The following is a 20,218-nucleotide window of genomic DNA, read 5'->3' on the forward strand; positions in this document are numbered from 1 at the left end:
AGCGAGACGGCCTTTCAACTTGACGAAGCCGGCTTTCAGCCGATGTAAGGCAGGGCCGCCAGGGCGGTGTAACCGGCCGTCAGGCCTAGAAACAGAAACGCCCGCCACATCAATCCGCCAACCATGACAATCCCCTGAGTACCTTGACCAACACAACGCGGCAAATATCGAGCGGTTTCAGTCGTGGCGAAAAATCGCCCGCTTCATGGCCGTTCAAGGATTTGTCGGAAGAACACTTCGGTGCGCCGCCTCTGTAAGAGCTCACCCGCGAGACCACAACACACCCGAGATACTTTACGGATTCTTTCCAGGCGTTGTTGTTGCAGTGCAACTCCGGCTCTGTTGCCTCCGCGCCACACAGATGAGGGAGATTCGCTGCGCTTACGCCGTCCTCCTGGAGGGCCGGTTGCCGATTCCTCGGGCCAAGAATCGGAAGGGCCGCGCTCCGGAGAGCGCGGCCCTTTTTGTTTCCGCCGTGGGCGACCTTACTCGGCCGCTTCCTGGCCGGAGAGGTCGGTGAGTGCCGCCTGGGTAGAAGCGGAAGAACGCTTCCGCTCGTCTTCCAGGATGAGGTCGTCGCGCATGTGGGCGACCTGGCGCAGACGGCTCATGAGACCACCGGTGCCGGCCGGAATGAGGCGGCCGACGATAACGTTCTCCTTGAGGCCCTCGAGCGTGTCCGTCTTGCCGGCTACCGCCGCTTCCGTGAGGACGCGGGTGGTCTCCTGGAAGGACGCGGCCGAGATAAAGGAGCGCGTCTGGAGGCTCGCCTTGGTGATGCCGAGGAGGACCGCATTGCCGAGCGCCGGCTGCTTGCCCTCTTCCACCGCACGGGCGTTCACGTCGTCGAACTCCAGCCGGTCGACCTGATCGCCGACGATGAGGTCCGTCTCACCCGCATGCGTCACCTCGACCTTCTGCAGCATCTGGCGAACGATCACCTCGATGTGCTTGTCGTTGATGAGCACGCCCTGCAGCCGGTAGACTTCCTGGATCTCGTTGACGAGGTAGGCAGCGAGCTCCTCCACGCCCTTGATCGCCAGAATGTCGTGCGGTGCGGGCAGGCCGTCCAGCACGTAGTCGCCCTTCTCGATCGCGTCACCTTCCTGAAGGTGGAACGGACGCCCCTTCGGAATCAGGTACTCGACCGGCTCAAGGCTCTCGTCATTCGGCTCGATGATGATCCGGCGCTTGTTCTTGTAGTCGCGCCCGAACTTCACCGTACCGTCGACTTCCGCGATGATCGCGTGATCCTTGGGACGACGCGCCTCAAAGAGTTCAGCCACGCGCGGCAGACCGCCCGTGATGTCGCGAGTCTTGGCGCTTTCCAGCGGGATACGTGCCAGCACGTCGCCCGGATGGACGATGGAGCCCGGCTGCACCGACAGAATGGCGTCCACCGAAAGCTGGAACCGCGCGTCAGGACCACGCTCGAGCTTGATCACGTCGCCCGTCGTCTTGTCGCGGATCAGCATGGCCGGCTTGAGGTCGCCGCCACGGGGATTCGCGCGCCAGTCGATGACCATACGCTTGGTGATACCGGTCGATTCGTCGGCCGTCTCGGTGACGGAGATACCCTCGACCAGATCCTCGAACTCCACGATGCCGCCGACTTCCGTGAGGATCGGGCGGGTATAGGGGTCCCATTCCGCGATACGCTGACCGCGCTTCACCATGTCGCCATCGTCGAGGAACAGGCGGGCACCGTAGCTGATGCGGTGCGACGCGCGTTCCTCGCCCTTCTCGTCGAGAATGACGACCTGGACGTTACGGCCCATGACCACGAGCTTCCCGTCGGAATCCTGGACGATCTGGCGGTTGCGGATCTGCACCCGGCCCTCGTAGCTGGATTCCAGGAACGAGGAGTCGACCACCTGCGCGGTACCGCCGATGTGGAAGGTACGCATCGTGAGCTGCGTACCGGGCTCGCCGATCGACTGCGCCGCGATGACACCAACAGCCTCGCCCATGTTAACGGGCGTGCCGCGGGCCAGATCGCGGCCGTAGCACTTGCCGCAAACGCCGTACTTCACTTCGCAGGTCAGCACCGAGCGGATCTTCACCGACTGGATGCCGGCGGTCTCGACGACCTCGACGTCGCGTTCCTCGATCAGCTCGTTGCGGCCGACGATGACCTCGCCCGTCGCCGGGTGAACGATATCCTCAGCGGTCGTGCGGCCGAGGATACGCTGGCCGAGACTGGCGACCACGTGGCCGGCATCGACGATGGGCTCCATCGTCAGTCCGTTTTCAGAACCGCAATCCGTCTCCGTGATGATGCAGTCCTGAGCCACGTCGACGAGGCGGCGCGTCAGATAGCCCGAGTTCGCGGTCTTCAAGGCGGTGTCGGCCAGACCCTTACGGGCACCGTGCGTGGAGTTGAAGTACTCCAGAACGGACAGGCCTTCCTTGAAGTTGGAGATGATCGGGCTTTCGATGATCTCGCCTGAGGGCTTGGCCATCAGTCCGCGCATGCCGGCGAGCTGCTTCATCTGAGCCGGGGAGCCACGGGCACCGGAGTGGGACATCATGTAGATCGAGTTGATCTGCTTCTGCCGACCGGTTTCCGGATCGAACTCCACGGACTGAATCCGCTTCATCATCTCGTCGGCGATCTTGTCCGTGCACTTGGCCCAGGCGTCGACGACCTTGTTGTACTTCTCGCCCTGGGTGATCAGGCCGTCATTGTACTGCTGCTCGTATTCCTCGGCGAGGACGCGCGTGTCTTCCACGAGCTTCGCCTTGGTCTCCGGGATCACCATGTCGTCCTTGCCGAACGAGATGCCCGCGCGGCACGCATGGCCGAAGCCGAGCTGCATGACGCGATCGCAGAACATGACCGTCTCCTTCTGACCGGCATGCCGGTAGACGGCGTCGATCGTCCGGGAGATTTCCTTCTTCGTCATCAGCTTGTTGCAGATTTCGAAGGTGATAGCCGGGTGCTGCGGCAGAAGCTCGCCGATCTTCATGCGACCGGGCGTGGTCTCGTAGATCTTGGAGACTTCGTTGCCGTCCGCGTCGATGCTCTTGAAGCGACCGCGGATCTTCGTGTGGAGCGTGACGACCTTGTTGTCGAGCGCGTGCTGCAGCTCGCCCATGTTGGCGAACAGCATGCCCTCGCCCGGCTCTTTCTCCTGCATCATGGAGAGGTAGTAGAGCCCGAGGACGATATCCTGCGACGGCACGATGATCGGCTGACCGTTCGCGGGATGCAGGATGTTGTTCGTCGACATCATGAGGACGCGCGCTTCCAGCTGCGCCTCAAGCGACAGCGGGACGTGGACGGCCATCTGGTCGCCGTCGAAATCGGCATTGAAGGCCGAGCAGACGAGCGGGTGCAGCTGGATCGCCTTGCCCTCGATCAGGGTCGGCTCGAAGGCCTGGATGCCCAGTCGGTGCAGCGTCGGCGCGCGGTTCAGGAGAACCGGATGCTCGCGGATCACCTCGTCCAGGATATCCCAGACTTCCGGACGCTCCTTTTCGACGAGCTTCTTGGCCTGCTTGACGGTCGAGGAATAACCCTTCGCGTCGAGGCGGGCGTAGATGAACGGCTTGAAGAGCTCCAGCGCCATCTTCTTCGGCAGGCCGCACTGGTGCAGCTTCAGCTCCGGACCGACGGTGATCACCGAACGGCCGGAATAGTCGACGCGCTTGCCGAGCAGGTTCTGGCGGAAGCGGCCCTGCTTGCCCTTCAGCATGTCGGAGAGCGACTTCAGCGGGCGCTTGTTGGTGCCCGTGATGACGCGACCGCGACGGCCGTTGTCGAACAGCGCATCAACCGATTCCTGAAGCATCCGCTTCTCGTTTCGGATGATGATGTCCGGCGCGCGCAGCTCGATCAGCCGCTTCAGGCGGTTGTTGCGGTTGATGACGCGGCGATAAAGGTCGTTGAGGTCCGACGTCGCGAACCGGCCGCCATCCAGCGGAACCAGCGGGCGCAGGTCCGGCGGGATGACCGGAACGACGGTCATGACCATCCATTCCGGGCGGTTGCCGGACTGGACGAAGGCCTCAATCAGCTTCAGGCGCTTGCCGAGCTTCTTCGGCTTCAGCTCCGACTTGGATTCGGCGATCTCCTGGCGAAGGCTGACGATCTCCTTCTCCAGGTCGAGCGACATGAGCATCTCGCGGATGGCTTCCGCGCCGATCATGGCGGTGAAGGAATCCGCGCCGTACTGGTCCTGCGCATCGAGGAACTCGTCCTCGCTCAGGAGCTGCTTCTCCTGCAGCGGGGTGATGCCCGGCTCCACGACGATGTAGTTCTCGAAATAGAGAACGCGCTCGATGTCCTTGAGCGTCATGTCGAGCATCGCGGAGATGCGCGAGGGCAGCGACTTCAGGAACCAGATATGAGCGACGGGCGCCGCCAGCTCGATGTGACCCATGCGGTCGCGCCGAACGCGCGCGAGAGTGACCTCGACGCCGCACTTCTCGCAGATGACGCCCTTGTACTTCATGCGCTTGTACTTGCCGCACAAGCACTCGTAATCCTTGATCGGCCCGAAGATCCGCGCGCAGAACAGGCCGTCGCGCTCGGGCTTGAAGGTCCGATAGTTGATCGTTTCCGGCTTCTTGATCTCCCCGTAGGACCAGGAAAGGATCTTCTCCGGGCTCGCCAGAGAGATCCTGATCTGATCGAAGGTCTGCATAGCGACCTGCGGGTTGAAGATGTTCATGACCTCTTGATTCACGTGGTCACTCCTTCGCCGTATGGCATGGCCCCTCCGCCGAGAGGCGCTTTGCCGCGACTAATGTCGCGGCACTGATCTGAAAAAACTGGGTCGAGGGTGGAGACGCCGCCTATTCGGCGGCATCTCGCTGTTCGGCGTTGTCCTGTAGTTGGGGCTGGTTCTCCGAATCTTCCAGCTCCACGTTGAGGCCGAGGGAACGCATTTCCTTGACCAGAACGTTGAAGCTCTCCGGAATACCCGCCTCGAACGTGTCGTCGCCGCGGACGATCGCCTCGTAGACCTTTGTACGGCCGGCCACGTCGTCGGACTTGACCGTGAGCATTTCCTGCAGCGTGTAGGCCGCGCCGTATGCCTCGAGCGCCCACACCTCCATCTCGCCGAAGCGCTGGCCGCCGAACTGCGCCTTGCCGCCCAGCGGCTGCTGGGTGACCAGCGAGTACGGGCCGATGGAGCGCGCGTGGATCTTGTCGTCCACGAGGTGGTGCAGCTTCAGCATGTAGATGTAGCCGACGGTGACGTTACGGTCGAACTGCTCGCCCGTACGCCCGTCGAACAGCACCGACTGCGCGGAGGTTCGCAGGCCTGCCTTCGTCAGCAGCTGGTTGATGTCCTCTTCCTTGGCGCCGTCGAAGACAGGCGTGGCGATCGGGACACCCTTGGTAAGCTGCGTTCCGAGCCTCACGACGGAGTCGTCGTCGAAGTCCGCAACCCGCTCGTTCTTGGCATTGTCGCCATAGATGTCGTCCAGCATCTCACGAAGCGGCGCGACCTCGCCCGACTGCTTGTACGCCTCGACCAACTTGCCGATCTGGAGACCCATGCCGGCGCACGCCCAGCCAAGGTGCGTTTCCAGGATCTGCCCGACGTTCATGCGGCTCGGCACGCCCAGCGGATTCAGCACGATATCGACATGCGTGCCGTCTTCCAGGAAGGGCATGTCCTCGACCGGAACGATCTTGGACACGACACCCTTGTTGCCGTGACGGCCGGCCATCTTGTCGCCCGGCTGGATCTTGCGCTTGACGGCGACGAATACCTTGACGGTCTTCATCACGCCCGGGGGCAGTTCGTCACCGCGTTGGAGCTTCTCAACCTTGTCGATGAAGCGATTCTCCAGCCGCTTGCGGCTCTCGTCGTACTGCGCCTTCAGGGCCTCGATGTCGGTCATCAGACGGTCGTCGGCGGTCGCGAACTGCCACCACTGCGCCCGGGGATATTCCGTCAGAAGCTCGTCGGAAATCTCCTGGCCCTTGCGGTAGTTCTTCGGGCCCGAAGTGCCGGCCTGGCCGCGCAGCATCTCCGCCAGACGGCCGTAGATGTTGCGGTCGAGGATCGACTGCTCGTCGTCGCGGTCCTTGGCGAGACGCTGGATTTCCTCGCGCTCGATCGCCATCGCGCGCTCGTCCTTCTCGACGCCATGGCGGTTGAAGACGCGAACTTCGACGATCGTGCCGAACGTGCCGGGGGGCATGCGCAGCGAGGTATCGCGGACGTCGGAGGCCTTTTCACCGAAGATGGCGCGGAGAAGCTTCTCTTCCGGCGTCATCGGGCTTTCGCCCTTCGGCGTGATCTTGCCGACGAGGATGTCGCCCGGCTTCACCTCGGCACCCACATAAGTGATGCCGGCTTCGTCGAGGTTCCGAAGCGCCTCTTCGGAGACGTTCGGGATGTCGCGGGTGATTTCCTCCGGACCGAGCTTCGTGTCACGAGCCATGACTTCGAATTCCTCGATATGAATCGAGGTGAAGACGTCGTCCTGCACGATCTTCTCGGAGAGAAGGATGGAGTCCTCGTAATTGTAGCCGTTCCACGGCATGAACGCGACGAGCACGTTCCGGCCGAGCGCCAGATCGCCAAGATCCGTCGACGGACCATCGGCGATGATCTCGCCCTTGCTGACACGATCACCGACGCTGACCAGCGGACGCTGCGTGATGCAGGTCGACTGGTTGGAGCGCTGGAACTTCTGCAGCCGGTAGATGTCAACGCCAGAGCGGGACGAATCACGCTCCTCGGTCGCGCGGATGACGATACGCGTCGCGTCGACCTGATCGACCACGCCCGTGCGGCGGGCGCCGATGGCGGCACCGGAGTCACGCGCTACGATCGGCTCCATGCCGGTGCCGACAAGCGGCGCCTGGGCACGCACCAGCGGCACGGCCTGACGCTGCATGTTCGAGCCCATCAGAGCGCGGTTGGCGTCGTCGTTCTCGAGGAACGGGATCAGCGCCGCGGCGACGGAAACGACCTGCTTCGGCGAGACGTCCATCAGATCGACGCGTTCGCGCGGAATCATCGAGACGTCACCCTGGTGACGGCAGATCACGAGCTCTTCGACGAACTGGCCCTTCTCGTCGAGCTTCACGTTCGCCTGGGCGACCGTGTACTTCGACTCCTCCATGGCGGACAGGTACACCACCTCGTCCGTCACGTGGCCGTTCGCGATACGCCGATACGGGCTCTCGATAAAGCCGTACTTGTTGACGCGCGCGAACGTCGCCAGCGAGTTGATCAGGCCGATGTTCGGGCCTTCCGGCGTCTCGATCGGGCAGATGCGGCCGTAATGGGTCGGATGGACGTCGCGAACCTCGAAGCCGGCACGCTCGCGGGTCAGGCCGCCCGGGCCCAGAGCCGAGAGACGACGCTTGTGCGTGATCTCGGAGAGCGGGTTGGTCTGGTCCATGAACTGCGAAAGCTGCGAGGAACCGAAGAACTCGCGCACGGCGGCAGCCGCCGGCTTCGCGTTGATCAGGTCCTGCGGCATCACGGTGTCGATCTCGACGGAGCTCATGCGCTCCTTGATCGCGCGTTCCATGCGAAGGAGACCCAGACGGTACTGGTTCTCCATGAGCTCACCGACCGAGCGCACGCGGCGATTGCCGAGATTGTCGATGTCGTCGATCTCGCCCCGCCCGTCGCGCAGGCCCACGAGGATCTTGATGACCTCGAGAATGTCCTCCTTGCGAAGGATACGGACGGTGTCCTCGACCTGGATGTCGAGACGCATGTTCATCTTCACGCGGCCGACGGCCGAGAGATCGTAGCGCTCGGAATCGAAGAACAGCGAATGGAACATCGCTTCCGCCGTCTCCACCGTCGGCGGCTCGCCGGGGCGCATGACGCGGTAGATGTCGAAGAGGGCTTCTTCGCGGTTCTCGTTCTTGTCGGCAACCAGGGTGTTGCGGATATAGGCGCCGACATTGATGTGGTCGATCTCGAGCAGCGGCACTTCGATCTGGCCGATCTCCTCGAAGAGCGCGAGCGTCTTGGCGGAAATCTCGTCACCAGCCTCGGCATAGATCTCGCCGGTCTGGTAGTTGACGATGTCTTCCGCGAGGTAGCGGCTGATGAGCGCCTCGTCGGCGGCGCGAAGCGCTTCGACGCCCTTTTCCTTCAGCTGGCGGGCGAGACGCGCCGTGACCTTCTTGCCGGCTTCGACGACGACTTCGCCGGTGGCCGCGTCGATCAGGTCCTCGAGCGGCTTGGCGCCCTTCAGCTTCTCCGGATCGAAAGGCACGCGCCAGCCGTCGCCGTCCTTCGTGGCGGTGACGTGATCGTAGAACGTGCGGAGGATTTCCTCGCCGTCCATCCCGAGCGCCATCAGGAGCGACGTCACCGGAATCTTGCGGCGACGATCGATGCGGGCGAACACGATGTCCTTGGCGTCGAACTCGATGTCGAGCCAGGAACCACGGTACGGGATAATGCGCGCGGCGAAGAGCAGCTTGCCGGAAGAATGGCTCTTGCCCTTGTCGTGGTCGAAGAACACACCAGGCGAACGGTGCATCTGCGAAACGATCACGCGCTCGGTGCCGTTGACGATGAAGGTGCCGTTGTCCGTCATGAGCGGCATGTCGCCCATGTAGACATCCTGCTCCTTGATGTCCTTGACGGACTTGGCGCCGGTTTCCTCGTCGACATCGAACACGATGAGACGCAGCGTCACCTTCAGCGGCGCGGCGAAGGTGATGTCGCGCTGGCGGCACTCATCCACGTCGAACTTCGGCGCATCGAATTCGTAGGACACGAATTCCAGCATCGAGGTGCCGGCAAAGTCGGTGATCGGGAATACGGATTTGAAAACGGCCTGCAGCCCCTCATCGGCGCGCCCGCCTTCGGGCGCATCAACCATGAGGAACTGATCGTAAGACGACTTCTGAACCTCGATGAGGTTCGGCATCTCCGCGGCTTCAGTGATGTGGCCGAAGAATTTGCGGATACGCCGGCGGCCGGAGAAGCTCGCCTGCTTCGTCCCATTGATCGACATCGCCATGTATGATCCTCGTCAGTCTTGTCCGAACGAGCTGTCCGGAAAGCTGCAAGCCCGTGCCAGGAATGAACCGGGCCGGGCCTTGCATCCATCAGGACAGCTGACGAGCCTTCCGGCCCGAAAGCTCCGGGCGCGGCTTGAACCGCGCCCGGATAAAGCAGATTACTTGAGCTCGACCTTGGCGCCAGCCTCTTCGAGCTTCTTCTTGATGTCCTCGGCTTCCGACTTGGAAGCGGCTTCCTTGACGGTCTTCGGAGCACCCTCGACCAGGTCCTTGGCTTCCTTCAGGCCAAGACCCGTGATCGCACGGACTTCCTTGATGACGTTGATCTTCTTGTCGCCAGCGGCGGTCAGAACGACGTCGAATTCCGTCTTCTCTTCGACCGGAGCAGCGGCAGCGCCCGGAGCAGCGGCGGCGGCAGCTACCGGAGCGGCGGCGGAGACGCCCCACTTCTCTTCGAGCATCTTGGAGAGCTCGGCAGCTTCCAGCACCGTCAGGCTGGAGAGGTCGTCAACGATTTTAGCAAGATCGGCCATTGTATTTTCCCGTTAATCAGTTCGAACCAGGTTCGGTCTACAGACGGCTTACGCCGCCTCGTCCTTGTTGGCATAAGCCCCGAAAACACGTGCAAGCTGCCCAGCGGGAGCCTGCAGAACACCTGCGATCCGAGTGGCCGGCGTGTTGACCATGCCGACGATCCGGGCGCGCAGTTCATCGAGAGACGGAAGCGTCGCAAGGGATGCGACACCGCTGACGTCCAGGTGCGTGGTTCCCATGGCGCCACCGAGGATGACGAACTTATCGTTCGCCTTCGCAAATTCGGTAGCGACCTTGGGAGCCGCGACGGGATCGACCGAATAGGCGATAACCGTCGGACCCTGGAACAGGTCACTCATATGTTCGGCGTCCGTGCCTTTCAGGGCGAGCTTGACGAGGCGGTTCTTGGCAACCTTCAGGGTGCCGCCGACATCACGCAGGCGTCCGCGAAGAGCGGTCATCTGCGCAACAGTGAGACCGGAATAGTGAGCCACGACGACAACGCCCGTGTCCTTGAACACGTCGTTGAGCGCCGAGATCATTTCACCCTTCTCAGCTCTATCCACTGTGTCAGTCCTCATCTGACCGGAAGAGGAAGCCCGAAGGCTTGCTTCGCCCGGCCGTTTCGCCTAAGCCGCCCCCTCTCCTCTCGAAGAACGGGCGGCGGTGAACGCCTGTCCCCCGCCCCGGAAGGAACGGGCCTTCGCGCTCGCGAGAGGCGCAAAGGACGAGAGGTTCGAACCGATTTCAGAACGGCCAGGCCGACCTGAAGACAATTCTCGACCCCATCTCATGCAGGCCCCGAAGGATTAAGAGCTCGCGCTCACCCGCAATCTCGGACAGGACTAGGGCCGGACGGGTTTCCCCGCCGGCCTTCCCGCCCGGAACCGAAGTCCCGGGCGAAGCCATGGACCTGGAGCGCACCCCAGGCTAATTCTTACTCCGCCGTGGCGGACAGCGAAGACGTGTCGACCCGAACGCCCACGCCCTGCGTAGAGGAAACGGCGACGCGCTTCATGTAGGTGCCCTTGGCGCCCGAGGGACGCGCGCGGTTCACCGCATCGGTGAAGGCGCGGATGTTCTGCAGCAGCGCTTCGTCGGAGAACGACGCCTTGCCGACGCCGGCCTGGATGATACCGGCCTTCTCGACGCGGAATTCGACAGCGCCGCCCTTGGCGTCCTTGACGGCCTGACTGACGTCCATCGTCACCGTGCCGACGCGCGGGTTCGGCATCAGGCCGCGCGGGCCAAGCACCTTACCAAGGCGACCGACGAGACCCATCATGTCGGGGGTCGCGATGCAGCGGTCGAAGTTGATGTTGCCGGCCTGGACCTGCTCAACGAGGTCCTCGGCGCCGACGATGTCGGCCCCGGCCTTCGTGGCCTCATCGGCCTTCGGGCCGCGAGCGAAGACGGCGACGCGAACCGTGCGGCCCGTGCCGTTCGGCAGGTTGACGACGCCGCGGACCATCTGGTCGGCGTGACGCGGATCGACGCCGAGATTCAGCGCGACCTCGATAGTCTCGTCGAACTTGGCGGTGGCCCGCTCCTTGACCATCTTCACGGCCTCGTCGAGACCGTAGAGCTTGTCGGGGTCGAGACCCTCGCGGAGCTTCTGGAGGCGCTTAGCGATCTTAGCCATGGTTTCAGCCCACCACTTCCAGGCCCATGGAGCGGGCGGAGCCCTCGACCATGCGCATTGCTGCCTCGATGTCCGTCGCGTTCAGGTCCTTCATCTTGGACTCTGCGATGGAACGGACCTGCTCACGGCTGACCTGGCCGATCGCGCCCTTGCCCGTGGTGGCAGAGCCCTTGGGGACCTTGGCAGCCTTCTTCAGGAAGAAGGACACCGGGGCCGTCTTCATCTCGAAGGTGAAAGTACGGTCGGCGTAGTAGGTGATCACGACCGGAACGGGCGAACCCTTTTCCATGTCGGCGGTCGCCGCGTTGAACGCCTTGCAGAATTCCATGATGTTCAGGCCGCGCTGACCCAGCGCCGGACCGATCGGCGGCGACGGATTGGCGGAACCCGCCGATACCTGAAGCTTCAGGTATCCCGTAATCTTTTTAGCCATTTATCACTCCTGTTCGCATGACCCGGAGGTCATCGGGGTGTTCGTGGTTCGACGCCGATTGCCCTCCGGCCAGAGGGCGCGTCCACCACGGACGGTCAGACCTTTTCGACCTGACCGTATTCGAGCTCGACCGGCGTCGGCCGGCCGAAAATGGACACGGCAACCTTGAGCCGCGACCGCTCCTCATCGACTTCCTCGACGTTACCCTCGAAGGAAGCGAAAGGCCCGTCGGAGACGCGAATGCGCTCCCCGATCTCGAAACTGACGGAAGGCTTCGGACGCTCGACGCCTTCCTGAACCTGGGCCATGATCCGCTCCGCTTCGCGGTCCGGAATCGGCATCGGCTTGTTATCCGTACCAAGGAACCCCGTCACGCGCGGGACGTTCTTGATCAGATGGTAAGCCTGATCGGTCATGTCCATCTTGACGAGGACGTAACCGGGGAAAAACTTCCTCTCGGCATCCACCTTCCGGCCACGCCGGACTTCGGTCACCTTTTCGGTGGGAACCAGAATTTCATCGATCAGATGATCGAGTCCCGCGCTTTCCGCCTTTTCGAGGATCGCGTCCGCCACTTTCCGCTCAAAGTTGGAATAGGCGTGGACGATATACCAGCGCTTCGCCATCTCAATCTCGTCAAATCAGCCGGCGGGAGAGCCAAGCAGGAATCCCACGCCCCAACCCATGACCTGGTCGGCGACGAAGAAGAAAATCGTAGCAAGCACGACCATCAGGAAAACCATCACCGTCGTAATCGCAGTTTCACGCCGACTGGGCCAAGTGACCTTGGAAACCTCGGTGCGAACCTGCTGGACGAATTGGAACGGGTTTGTCTTAGCCATGCCGCGAACTTGAAGGCGCGCGACCATGAGATCACGCGCCTCCGAACCTCCTAATTAATCAATCCACCAGCATTACGCAAGAGCGGATCGAACATATGAAACGATGGCAGGGGCGGAGGGACTCGAACCCACGACCACCGGTTTTGGAGACCGGTGCTCTACCAACTGAGCTACACCCCTAATTCGACAAACCTAGTTCAGATCGCGCCTGAGCGCGACCCTTTACTTGATGATTTCGGCGACGATACCGGCACCGACGGTCCGGCCGCCTTCACGGATAGCGAAGCGGAGCTTCTCTTCCATGGCGATCGGAACGATGAGCTGGACTTCCATGGCGACGTTGTCGCCCGGCATGACCATCTCAGTGCCTTCCGGCAGCGTCACCACGCCCGTCACGTCAGTCGTGCGGAAGTAGAACTGCGGACGGTAGTTCGTGAAGAACGGCGTGTGACGGCCACCCTCTTCCTTGGTCAGGATGTAGGCCTCGGCCTTGAAGTTCGTGTGCGGGGTCACCGAACCCGGCTTGCACAGGATCTGGCCACGCTCAACGTCCTCACGACCAACGCCGCGGATCAGCGCGCCGATGTTGTCGCCAGCCTGACCCTGGTCGAGCAGCTTGCGGAACATTTCCACGCCGGTCACGGTCGTCTTGCGGGTGTCGCGAATGCCGACGATCTCGACTTCCTCGCCGACCTTGACGATGCCGCGCTCGACACGGCCGGTCACGACGGTGCCGCGGCCGGAGATCGAGAACACGTCTTCGAACGGCATCAGGAAGGGCTGGTCGATCGGACGCTCGGGGGTCGGGATGTAGCTGTCGACGTGAGCCATCAGCTCGCGGACCGCGTTCTCGCCGATCTCGGGGGTCTTGCCTTCCAGAGCCGCAAGGGCCGAACCCTTGGTGATCGGAATGTCGTCGCCCGGGAACTCATAGGAGGAGAGCAGCTCGCGCACTTCCAGCTCGACCAGCTCCAGGAGTTCCTCGTCGTCGACCATGTCGACCTTGTTCAGGAACACCACCAGAGCCGGGACGCCGACCTGGCGGGCCAGCAGGATGTGCTCGCGGGTCTGCGGCATCGGGCCATCAGCCGCCGACACCACCAGGATGCCGCCATCCATCTGCGCCGCACCCGTGATCATGTTCTTCACGTAGTCGGCGTGGCCGGGGCAATCGACGTGGGCGTAGTGACGGTTTTCCGTCTCGTACTCGACGTGCGCCGTGTTGATCGTGATGCCGCGAGCCCGCTCCTCGGGAGCCGCGTCGATCTGGTCGTACGCACGGAATTCGCCGAAGAACTTCGTGATCGCTGCCGTCAGCGTCGTCTTGCCATGGTCAACGTGACCAATCGTGCCGATGTTCACATGCGGCTTGTTACGAGCAAATTTCTCTTTCGACATGAGCGACCCCGGTCAATAGTCAGCGTGCACACTGGCCGCCGTCGATCGTTCATTCGACGGCACGTAGTCAATTCCGTTCAGCTCCGTCGTGGAGCGGGTAGCGGGAATCGAACCCGCATATTCAGCTTGGAAGGCTGCTGCTCTACCATTGAGCTATACCCGCCAGAGCCAGAAAATGGTGGGGAAGGTAGGACTCGAACCTACGAAGGCTTAGCCAGCGGATTTACAGTCCGCCCCCTTTGCCGCTCGGGACACTTCCCCATTGGCCGGCGATTTCTCTCCGGTCAAACAGCAAGCCCCGCGATGGCGGGGCGGCTGTGGGGCGCTATATGCCGCCCCGATGATGAACTGTCAACGCCCCCGTTCGCAAAGCTGTGGGCAATCTGAAACGGCCCTGCCGACGCGTCCATGCGACGGGGACTCTTGGCCCGAAGCGGAACCGTGGGTAGAAGAGCGCTCATGAAAGCCAAAGCCCGACGCCCTCAATCCACACGCCCCGCCAAGCAGCACGCGGAGGGGCGCTCGGTCATCTATGGCTGGCACAGCGCACTGGCGGCCCTGCGCAATCCGGCCCGGCGCATTCTGTCAGTCCTGGCAACGGCCAACGCGGCGCAGCGCCTTGCCGAGGAAATACCGGACTTCCGCGCGCCGGAACCCGTGGAAGCGCGAGAAATCGACCGCTTGGTCGGTGGGGACGCGGTGCATCAGGGAATCGCCGTTGTCGTCGAGCCGCTGGAAGAAAAGGATCTCGACGAGCTTGCCGAGGGGAAGCTCGTCGTGGTGCTCGACCAGATCACCGATCCGCACAATGTCGGGGCGATTCTCCGCTCCGCTTCAGCCTTCGGCGCCGACGCCCTGATCATGACGGAGCGGCATGGACCCGCCGATTCGGCCGTGATGGCGAAGGCCGCTTCCGGCGGGCTGGAGCATGTGGCGATCGTGCGTGTGAAAAACCTGGCGCGAACGATGGACGAACTCGGCGAGCTCGGATTTCTGCGGCTGGGGCTCGACAGCGAGCATGCCGATCCGATCGAGAGTGTTGCGATCGACGGTCCGGTCGCGCTTGTCCTCGGCGCGGAAGGCAAGGGACTGCGACGGTTGACCCGGGAGAAGTGCGACCGTCTGGTGAGGCTCGACATGCCCGGCGCGATCAAGAGCCTGAACGTCTCCAACGCCGCCGCGCTGGCGCTCTACGCGGTCAACCGGCAGCGCAAGTGAGATGAAAACGTCCGCCGCACTCGCGCGCGGCGGACGTCGAGAATGGCCTCAGCGACAGATATGCCGACGGTGATCGCTGCCGATGAACGTCCCGCTGCGCGCGTCGAAGGTCTTGTAGCGATGCGAGCAGTACGAATACCACGCGCCGCTCTTCCGGGGGCCGTAAGCGGCCTCGGGCACGGCAGCCTGGGCCGGCGGCACGATCACGACAGGGCGACGGTAGGCGTAATAGCCGTCATAAGCCCACGGATTGTCCCAGCCGAAGAAGGCCGGTCCATAGAAGCCATCATAATACCCACCGCCATGATAGCCGTGGCCGCCCCCATGCCAGCCCCGTCCGCCGCCGAAGTCTCCGCGCGGGCCGCCATGAAAACCGCCGCCCGGGCCACCGCCGTGACCACCGCCGTGGAACCAGGGGGTCTGCGCCTGCGCCGAACCGGCGAGCACCAATGCGAGAGCGCCGGCCACACCGGCGAGAATCTTGTTACGCAACATCTTCATCCTTTCCGCACGGCCGAAACCGTGCACGACCAAGCAATCGAATAGCTTGCGGAATGAACGGAAAACGCGGCGGGAACCGGGCCGTTCCGCGCAGGCCCAGGGGCCGCTTGTCGCACCGGCTCAGTGCAGGCCGCCAGACTTCTCGATGAAGCCCACGATCTCGTCGAGCCCAACGCGGCGGCGCATGTCGGCGAAGACATAGGGCCGCCCTGCCCGCATCCTGTCCGTGTCCGAGCGCATGATTTCGAGATCGGCACCCACATGCGGCGCAAGGTCAATCTTGTTGACGATCAGGAGGTCGGAGCGGGTAATCCCGGGGCCGCCCTTGCGCGGCAGCTTCTCACCGGCGCCGACATCGATGACGTAGAGCGTCAAATCGGCAAGCTCCGGGGAGAAGGTAGCGGCGAGATTGTCGCCACCCGATTCGATGAAAATCACGTCGAGATCGGGAAAGCGTCCGCGCATCTCGGCGATCGCCGCGAGGTTGATCGAGGCGTCCTCGCGAATCGCGGTGTGGGGGCAACCACCGGTTTCCACACCCATGATCCGGTCTTCCGGCAGCGCCTGAACCCGGTTCAGGATGAGCGCGTCTTCCTTCGTGTAGATGTCGTTGGTGATCGCGGCGACCGAGTACCGATCGCGCATCGCCTTGCACAGCATCTCCGTCAGCGTGGTCTTGCCGGCGCCGACCGGGCCCGCGATGCCGATCCGAAGCGGTCCGTTGGGCGAGGTGCTCATGTTCTGAAGATCCTGGAATACTGCGTTTCGTGCTGGATGGAGAAGAGCTCGGACCGGACAGTCGCCGATCCAAGGTCGTCGAGCGTCAGCTTTTCCGCCGCCCGCGCCGTCTCGAGCACGAGCGGCGTCAGTGCCGAGACGACCCGGAGCCCGTTGGTCTGGCCGAGCGGCACGAGGCGCACCGCGACGGAAACAAGATTGGCGACAAAGGCGTGTAGATAGGCCGGCAGGCTGTGCGCGAGCGGAATGGCATGCGACGCCGTGGCGAGCGCGACAGCCACGGGATAAGCCGCCCGGTTCGAATGCGCGCCGGCGAACGTTTCGATCGTGGGCGTCGACCATGCGGCCGTGACCGCCTTCAGGAAGGCAGTCCCCTGCGCCATGGTTTCCAGATGGCGCTCGCGCGAGGTAGCGAGCGATTCGGCCAGTTCGCCGACCTCGCGAAGGGCATCCGCGTTCCGGCCTGCCGCCGCGCGCCATGTCTCGGCGAAGAGGATCGCATCGTTGCGCGCGCTGCCGCGCCGGAGCAACTCGCCGATCCAGCCACCCAGCGCCTCGGGATCAGTGACGGTGCCCGTCTCGATCGCCCATTCCAGCCCGTGCGAGTAGCTGAAGGCCCCGATGGGGAAACCGGGCGACAACCACGTCTGCAGCTTCAGGAGCCGCTCCGGCGTCAGCGGTTCGACCATAGCCTCGGGAGCCGGACGATCGTCGCGGCGCGGCTCAGGCGTGCGAATGGCCGTGACCATGCCCGTGCTCATGATCTTGGGAGTGCCCGTGGGAATGCGCGTGGCCGCCCTGCCCCCCATGTTCGCCGTGCCCGCCGGAATAAGCTCCCCCCTCCGGATCGAAGGGCAGCGTCACCTTGCGGACGGAGGCGCCGAGCCCCTTCAGCATGTCGGCGATGACATGGTCTGGCCGGATCAGGATCCGCGTCCCGGAGATCTGCGCCGGCAGATGGCGGTTCCCGAGATGCCAGGCGATGCGAACGAGGTGCAGTTGATCTCGTGCCGTGACCTCCATCAGCGGCTCCGGCTTTGCCTTCACTTCCACCATGCGCCCATCTTCCAGCCGAAGCCCGTCGCCGCCACGAAGCGCGACCGCTTCCGCAAGATCGAGCAGGAACGACAGACCGCCCTCCCCCGTCATGGCGATCCGGCGGCGGTGACGCTCGTCATGGTCGAGCACCACCGTGTCGGCCGCCGCCGACCAGCTTCCGGCGCGAAGAACTTCCGTCGCGCGCAGCATCAGAACAGAAAGTAGCGCTGCGCCATCGGCAGCACGGTCGCCGGTTCGCAGGTGAGCAGCACACCATCGGCGCGCACTTCGTAGGTCTCCGGGTCGACCTCGACATGCGGCGTCGCGGAATTGTGGATCATCGACGCCTTGGAAATGCCGCTACGGGTGTTCTGCACGGCGACGAGTTCCTTGTCCGTGCCGAGCCGCCCCTTCAGCCCGCCATCCAGCGAGGCCTGGCTGACGAAGACGACGGAGGATGCGGTCAGCGCCTTGCCGAAGGCGCCGAACATCGGACGGTAATGGACCGGCTGCGGCGTCGGGATCGAGGCGTTGGGATCGCCCATCGGCGCGGCCGCGATCGTGCCGCCGACCAGCACCATGTCCGGCTTGATGCCGAAGAAAGCGGGCGACCAGAGCACGAGGTCGGCGCGCTTGCCGGGTTCCACCGAGCCGATGTGGCGCGACAGGCCGTGCGCGATGGCGGGGTTGATGGTGTACTTCGCGATATAGCGCTTCACGCGGACGTTGTCGTTCTCGCCCGTCTCTTCGGGAAGCCGGCCGCGCTGCAACTTCATCTTGTGCGCGGTCTGCCACGTGCGGATCAGCACTTCGCCGACGCGGCCCATGGCCTGGCTGTCGGAGGAGATGATGGAGAAGGCGCCCATGTCGTGGAGGATGTCCTCCGCCGCGATGGTCTCCTTGCGGATCCGGCTTTCGGCGAAGGCGACATCCTCGGGGATCGACGAATCGAGGTGGTGGCACACCATCAGCATGTCGAGATGCTCGTCGATGGTGTTGCGGGTATAGGGCCGCGTCGGGTTGGTGGAAGACGGGATGACGTTGGGGAGCCCGCAGATCTTGATGATATCGGGGGCGTGACCGCCGCCGGCGCCTTCGGTGTGGAAGGCATGGATCGTACGGCCCTTGAAGGCGTCCACCGTATTCTCGACGAAGCCGGATTCGTTCAGCGTGTCCGTGTGGATCATCACCTGCACGTCGTATTCGTCGGCGACCGAAAGACAGCAATCGATGGCGGCGGGCGTCGTGCCCCAATCCTCGTGCAGCTTCAGCGACGAAGCGCCGGCGAGCACCTGCTCCACCAGCCCCTCCGGCCGCGAGGCATTGCCCTTGCCGGCGAAGGCGAGGTTCATCGGGAAGGCGTCGGCCGCCTGGATCATGCGGGCGAGATGCCACGGGCCGGGCGTGCAGGTCGTGGCGTTCGTGCCGGTCGCGGGCCCCGTGCCGCCGCCCAGCATCGTGGTGACGCCCGACATCAGCGCCTCGTCGATCTGCTGCGGGCAGATGAAATGGATGTGCGCGTCCATGCCGCCGGCGGTGAGGATCTTGCCCTCGCCGGCGATCGCCTCGGTGCCCGGCCCGACGATGATGTCGACGCCCGGCTGCGTATCGGGATTGCCGGCCTTGCCGATCTTGACGATGCGCCCGTCCTTCAGTCCGACATCGGCCTTGACGATGCCGGTATGGTCGATGATCAGCGCGTTGGTGATCACCGTGTCCACCGCGCCCTCGGCGCGGGTGGCCTGGCTCTGGCCCATGCCGTCGCGGATCACCTTGCCGCCGCCGAACTTCACCTCCTCGCCATAGGTGGTGAAGTCCTTCTCCACCTCCACGAAGAGTTCGGTATCGGCCAGCCGGACCTTGTCGCCCACGGTGGGGCCGAACATGTCCGCATAGGCGGCGCGGGAAATACGAGCGGGCATCGAGAGCCTTCCGGTGCATCGTGGAGGCGCGCTTGGCGCGAAATCGTCAGCCGGGCGGCGCGAACGCCGCCCGGAGCAGTCAGAGTTTGCCCATCACCCGGGCATTGAAGCCGTAGACGGTGCGGCTGCCGCCAAACGGCACGAGCGTGACCTCGCGGTTCTGCCCGGGCTCGAAGCGCACGGCCGTTCCGGCCGCGATGTCGAGGCGCATGCCGCGCGCCGTCTCGCGGTCGAAGTCGAGCGCCTCGTTGGTCTCGTAGAAATGGTAGTGCGAACCGACCTGCACCGGCCGGTCGCCCCGATTGGCGACGGTGAGGGTCACCGTCGCCTGCCCGGCGTTGAGTTCGATTTCGCCTTGGGCCGGAATCACTTCACCGGGGATCATCGGATTTCCTCAGACCAGGAAAAACATCGCGCCGGCGGCGGCCGTGGCGGCGCCCCCGAAACGGATCACGTTGCGCCAGACCTGCCCGCGCGAAGCGAAACCGGCGGCGATGCCGACGCCGTGTAGAGCAGCGGTCGCGAGCGCGAAGCCGAGCGCATAATGGACCGCCTGGCCCGTGGCCGGCATCTCGGCGCCATGCGCATGACCGTGGAACAGCGCGAAGACGCCGATCAGCACCGCGCCGATGGCGACCGGCACTTCTGCCGCGCTGGCAACCAGCAGGCCCAGAACGACGATTGAAGCGGCGATGCCCGGCTCGACGAGCGGCATCGGAATGCCGGCCATGCCGAGCGCCCCGCCGACCAGCATGACGCCGACGAATGCCGCCGGCCATGCCCAGAGCGCCTTGCCGCCCTTCAGCGAGGCCCAGAGGCCGACCGCCACCATGGCGAGGATGTGGTCCAGGCCCGTCAGCGGATGCTCGGCGCCGGCCATGAAGGACATGACATGGTAGATCGCGGGATGGGCGGAAGCGATGCCGGGGATCGCGGCGGCGGTAAACGTCGCGCCGGCGAGGGTTGCGAGTTTGGTGCGGGTCATCG

Annotated in this window: 17 protein-coding genes and 3 tRNA genes; 1 reads left to right on the top strand and 19 read right to left on the bottom strand. The window is 63.9% G+C overall.

What is annotated here, in order from left to right; translation table 11 throughout:
- Positions 1-485: 485 nt before the first annotated feature.
- From rpoC to BMY25_RS13600, 12 genes are all read right to left on the bottom strand, one after another.
- Positions 486-4,691, bottom strand: coding sequence for a DNA-directed RNA polymerase subunit beta' (rpoC, locus tag BMY25_RS13545; RefSeq protein ID WP_092497425.1), 4,206 nt, complete (start codon positions 4,689-4,691; stop codon positions 486-488).
- A 109-nt stretch (positions 4,692-4,800) separates the two neighbouring features.
- Entirely contained in the window at positions 4,801-8,958 is a 4,158-nt protein-coding gene (rpoB, locus tag BMY25_RS13550; protein ID WP_092497621.1) for a DNA-directed RNA polymerase subunit beta, read from the bottom strand.
- Between the two features lie 165 nt (positions 8,959-9,123).
- Positions 9,124-9,498 carry a 50S ribosomal protein L7/L12 gene (rplL, locus tag BMY25_RS13555; protein WP_092497427.1) on the bottom strand — a complete coding sequence of 125 codons (375 nt, stop codon included), beginning with the start codon at positions 9,496-9,498 and terminating at the stop codon, positions 9,124-9,126.
- Between the two features lie 48 nt (positions 9,499-9,546).
- Positions 9,547-10,065, bottom strand: a complete 519-nt coding sequence (rplJ, locus tag BMY25_RS13560; RefSeq protein ID WP_092497429.1) for a 50S ribosomal protein L10 — start codon at positions 10,063-10,065, stop codon at positions 9,547-9,549.
- A 371-nt stretch (positions 10,066-10,436) separates the two neighbouring features.
- Positions 10,437-11,141 carry a 50S ribosomal protein L1 gene (gene rplA, locus BMY25_RS13565; protein WP_092497431.1) on the bottom strand — a complete coding sequence of 235 codons (705 nt, stop codon included), beginning with the start codon at positions 11,139-11,141 and terminating at the stop codon, positions 10,437-10,439.
- A 4-nt stretch (positions 11,142-11,145) separates the two neighbouring features.
- Positions 11,146-11,574, bottom strand: coding sequence for a 50S ribosomal protein L11 (gene rplK, locus BMY25_RS13570; protein ID WP_092497433.1), 429 nt, complete (start codon positions 11,572-11,574; stop codon positions 11,146-11,148).
- A gap of 95 nt (positions 11,575-11,669) precedes the next feature.
- Complete coding sequence (gene nusG, locus BMY25_RS13575; protein ID WP_092497435.1) at positions 11,670-12,200, bottom strand: transcription termination/antitermination protein NusG; 531 nt, start codon at positions 12,198-12,200, stop codon at positions 11,670-11,672.
- A gap of 15 nt (positions 12,201-12,215) precedes the next feature.
- On the bottom strand, positions 12,216-12,416 hold the full coding sequence (secE, locus tag BMY25_RS13580; RefSeq protein WP_092497623.1) for a preprotein translocase subunit SecE: 201 nt from the start codon (positions 12,414-12,416) through the stop codon (positions 12,216-12,218).
- Between the two features lie 104 nt (positions 12,417-12,520).
- Positions 12,521-12,596: transfer RNA gene (locus BMY25_RS13585), tRNA-Trp, on the bottom strand.
- Positions 12,597-12,638: 42 nt separating this feature from the next.
- A complete protein-coding gene (tuf, locus tag BMY25_RS13590) occupies positions 12,639-13,814 on the bottom strand; it encodes an elongation factor Tu (protein WP_092497437.1) in 1,176 nt (391 codons plus the stop codon).
- An 89-nt stretch (positions 13,815-13,903) separates the two neighbouring features.
- Positions 13,904-13,977, bottom strand: a tRNA-Gly gene (locus BMY25_RS13595).
- A 13-nt stretch (positions 13,978-13,990) separates the two neighbouring features.
- A tRNA-Tyr gene (locus BMY25_RS13600) sits at positions 13,991-14,075 on the bottom strand.
- A 198-nt stretch (positions 14,076-14,273) separates the two neighbouring features.
- Between BMY25_RS13600 and rlmB the strand changes: the two genes are divergently transcribed.
- Positions 14,274-15,032: a 23S rRNA (guanosine(2251)-2'-O)-methyltransferase RlmB gene (gene rlmB / locus BMY25_RS13605; RefSeq protein WP_177176860.1), complete on the top strand. Its 759-nt coding sequence runs from the start codon at positions 14,274-14,276 to the stop codon at positions 15,030-15,032.
- A 48-nt stretch (positions 15,033-15,080) separates the two neighbouring features.
- Here the strand turns inward: rlmB and BMY25_RS13610 are convergent, their stop codons facing one another.
- The 7 genes from BMY25_RS13610 to BMY25_RS13640 form a co-directional block, all read right to left on the bottom strand.
- The gene (locus tag BMY25_RS13610; protein ID WP_143061973.1) at positions 15,081-15,527 is read right to left on the bottom strand and encodes a BA14K family protein; all 447 of its coding nucleotides are present in this window, start codon (positions 15,525-15,527) and stop codon (positions 15,081-15,083) included.
- A gap of 126 nt (positions 15,528-15,653) precedes the next feature.
- Positions 15,654-16,271, bottom strand: coding sequence for an urease accessory protein UreG (ureG, locus tag BMY25_RS13615; protein WP_092497441.1), 618 nt, complete (start codon positions 16,269-16,271; stop codon positions 15,654-15,656).
- Positions 16,268-17,020, bottom strand: a complete 753-nt coding sequence (locus BMY25_RS13620; protein ID WP_092497443.1) for an urease accessory protein UreF — start codon at positions 17,018-17,020, stop codon at positions 16,268-16,270. The genes ureG and BMY25_RS13620 overlap by 4 nt, the downstream gene beginning before the upstream one ends.
- Positions 16,995-17,519: an urease accessory protein UreE gene (locus BMY25_RS13625; RefSeq protein ID WP_092497445.1), complete on the bottom strand. Its 525-nt coding sequence runs from the start codon at positions 17,517-17,519 to the stop codon at positions 16,995-16,997. Before BMY25_RS13625 ends, BMY25_RS13620 begins: the two co-directional genes overlap by 26 nt.
- Positions 17,519-19,231: an urease subunit alpha gene (gene ureC / locus BMY25_RS13630; protein WP_092497447.1), complete on the bottom strand. Its 1,713-nt coding sequence runs from the start codon at positions 19,229-19,231 to the stop codon at positions 17,519-17,521. Before ureC ends, BMY25_RS13625 begins: the two co-directional genes overlap by 1 nt.
- A gap of 79 nt (positions 19,232-19,310) precedes the next feature.
- Complete coding sequence (locus BMY25_RS13635; RefSeq protein ID WP_092497449.1) at positions 19,311-19,616, bottom strand: urease subunit beta; 306 nt, start codon at positions 19,614-19,616, stop codon at positions 19,311-19,313.
- A 9-nt stretch (positions 19,617-19,625) separates the two neighbouring features.
- On the bottom strand, positions 19,626-20,216 hold the full coding sequence (locus tag BMY25_RS13640; RefSeq protein WP_092497451.1) for a HupE/UreJ family protein: 591 nt from the start codon (positions 20,214-20,216) through the stop codon (positions 19,626-19,628).
- Positions 20,217-20,218: the final 2 nt, after the last annotated feature.

Origin of the sequence: Faunimonas pinastri, assembly GCF_900110915.1 — a bacterium.
GTDB lineage: Bacteria > Pseudomonadota > Alphaproteobacteria > Rhizobiales > Afifellaceae > Faunimonas > Faunimonas pinastri.

Coding starts and splice junctions, on each gene's coding strand:
- rpoB (WP_092497621.1), bottom strand. CDS start 8,958: ATGTCGATCAATGGGACGAAGCAGGCGAGCTTCTCCGGCCGCCGGCGT.
- rplL (WP_092497427.1), bottom strand. CDS start 9,498: ATGGCCGATCTTGCTAAAATCGTTGACGACCTCTCCAGCCTGACGGTG.
- rplA (WP_092497431.1), bottom strand. CDS start 11,141: ATGGCTAAGATCGCTAAGCGCCTCCAGAAGCTCCGCGAGGGTCTCGAC.
- rplK (WP_092497433.1), bottom strand. CDS start 11,574: ATGGCTAAAAAGATTACGGGATACCTGAAGCTTCAGGTATCGGCGGGT.
- nusG (WP_092497435.1), bottom strand. CDS start 12,200: ATGGCGAAGCGCTGGTATATCGTCCACGCCTATTCCAACTTTGAGCGG.
- secE (WP_092497623.1), bottom strand. CDS start 12,416: ATGGCTAAGACAAACCCGTTCCAATTCGTCCAGCAGGTTCGCACCGAG.
- tuf (WP_092497437.1), bottom strand. CDS start 13,814: ATGTCGAAAGAGAAATTTGCTCGTAACAAGCCGCATGTGAACATCGGC.
- rlmB (WP_177176860.1), top strand. CDS start 14,274: ATGAAAGCCAAAGCCCGACGCCCTCAATCCACACGCCCCGCCAAGCAG.
- BMY25_RS13610 (WP_143061973.1), bottom strand. CDS start 15,527: ATGTTGCGTAACAAGATTCTCGCCGGTGTGGCCGGCGCTCTCGCATTG.
- ureG (WP_092497441.1), bottom strand. CDS start 16,271: ATGAGCACCTCGCCCAACGGACCGCTTCGGATCGGCATCGCGGGCCCG.
- BMY25_RS13620 (WP_092497443.1), bottom strand. CDS start 17,020: ATGGTCACGGCCATTCGCACGCCTGAGCCGCGCCGCGACGATCGTCCG.
- BMY25_RS13625 (WP_092497445.1), bottom strand. CDS start 17,519: ATGCTGCGCGCGACGGAAGTTCTTCGCGCCGGAAGCTGGTCGGCGGCG.
- ureC (WP_092497447.1), bottom strand. CDS start 19,231: ATGCCCGCTCGTATTTCCCGCGCCGCCTATGCGGACATGTTCGGCCCC.
- BMY25_RS13635 (WP_092497449.1), bottom strand. CDS start 19,616: ATGATCCCCGGTGAAGTGATTCCGGCCCAAGGCGAAATCGAACTCAAC.
- BMY25_RS13640 (WP_092497451.1), bottom strand. CDS start 20,216: ATGACCCGCACCAAACTCGCAACCCTCGCCGGCGCGACGTTTACCGCC.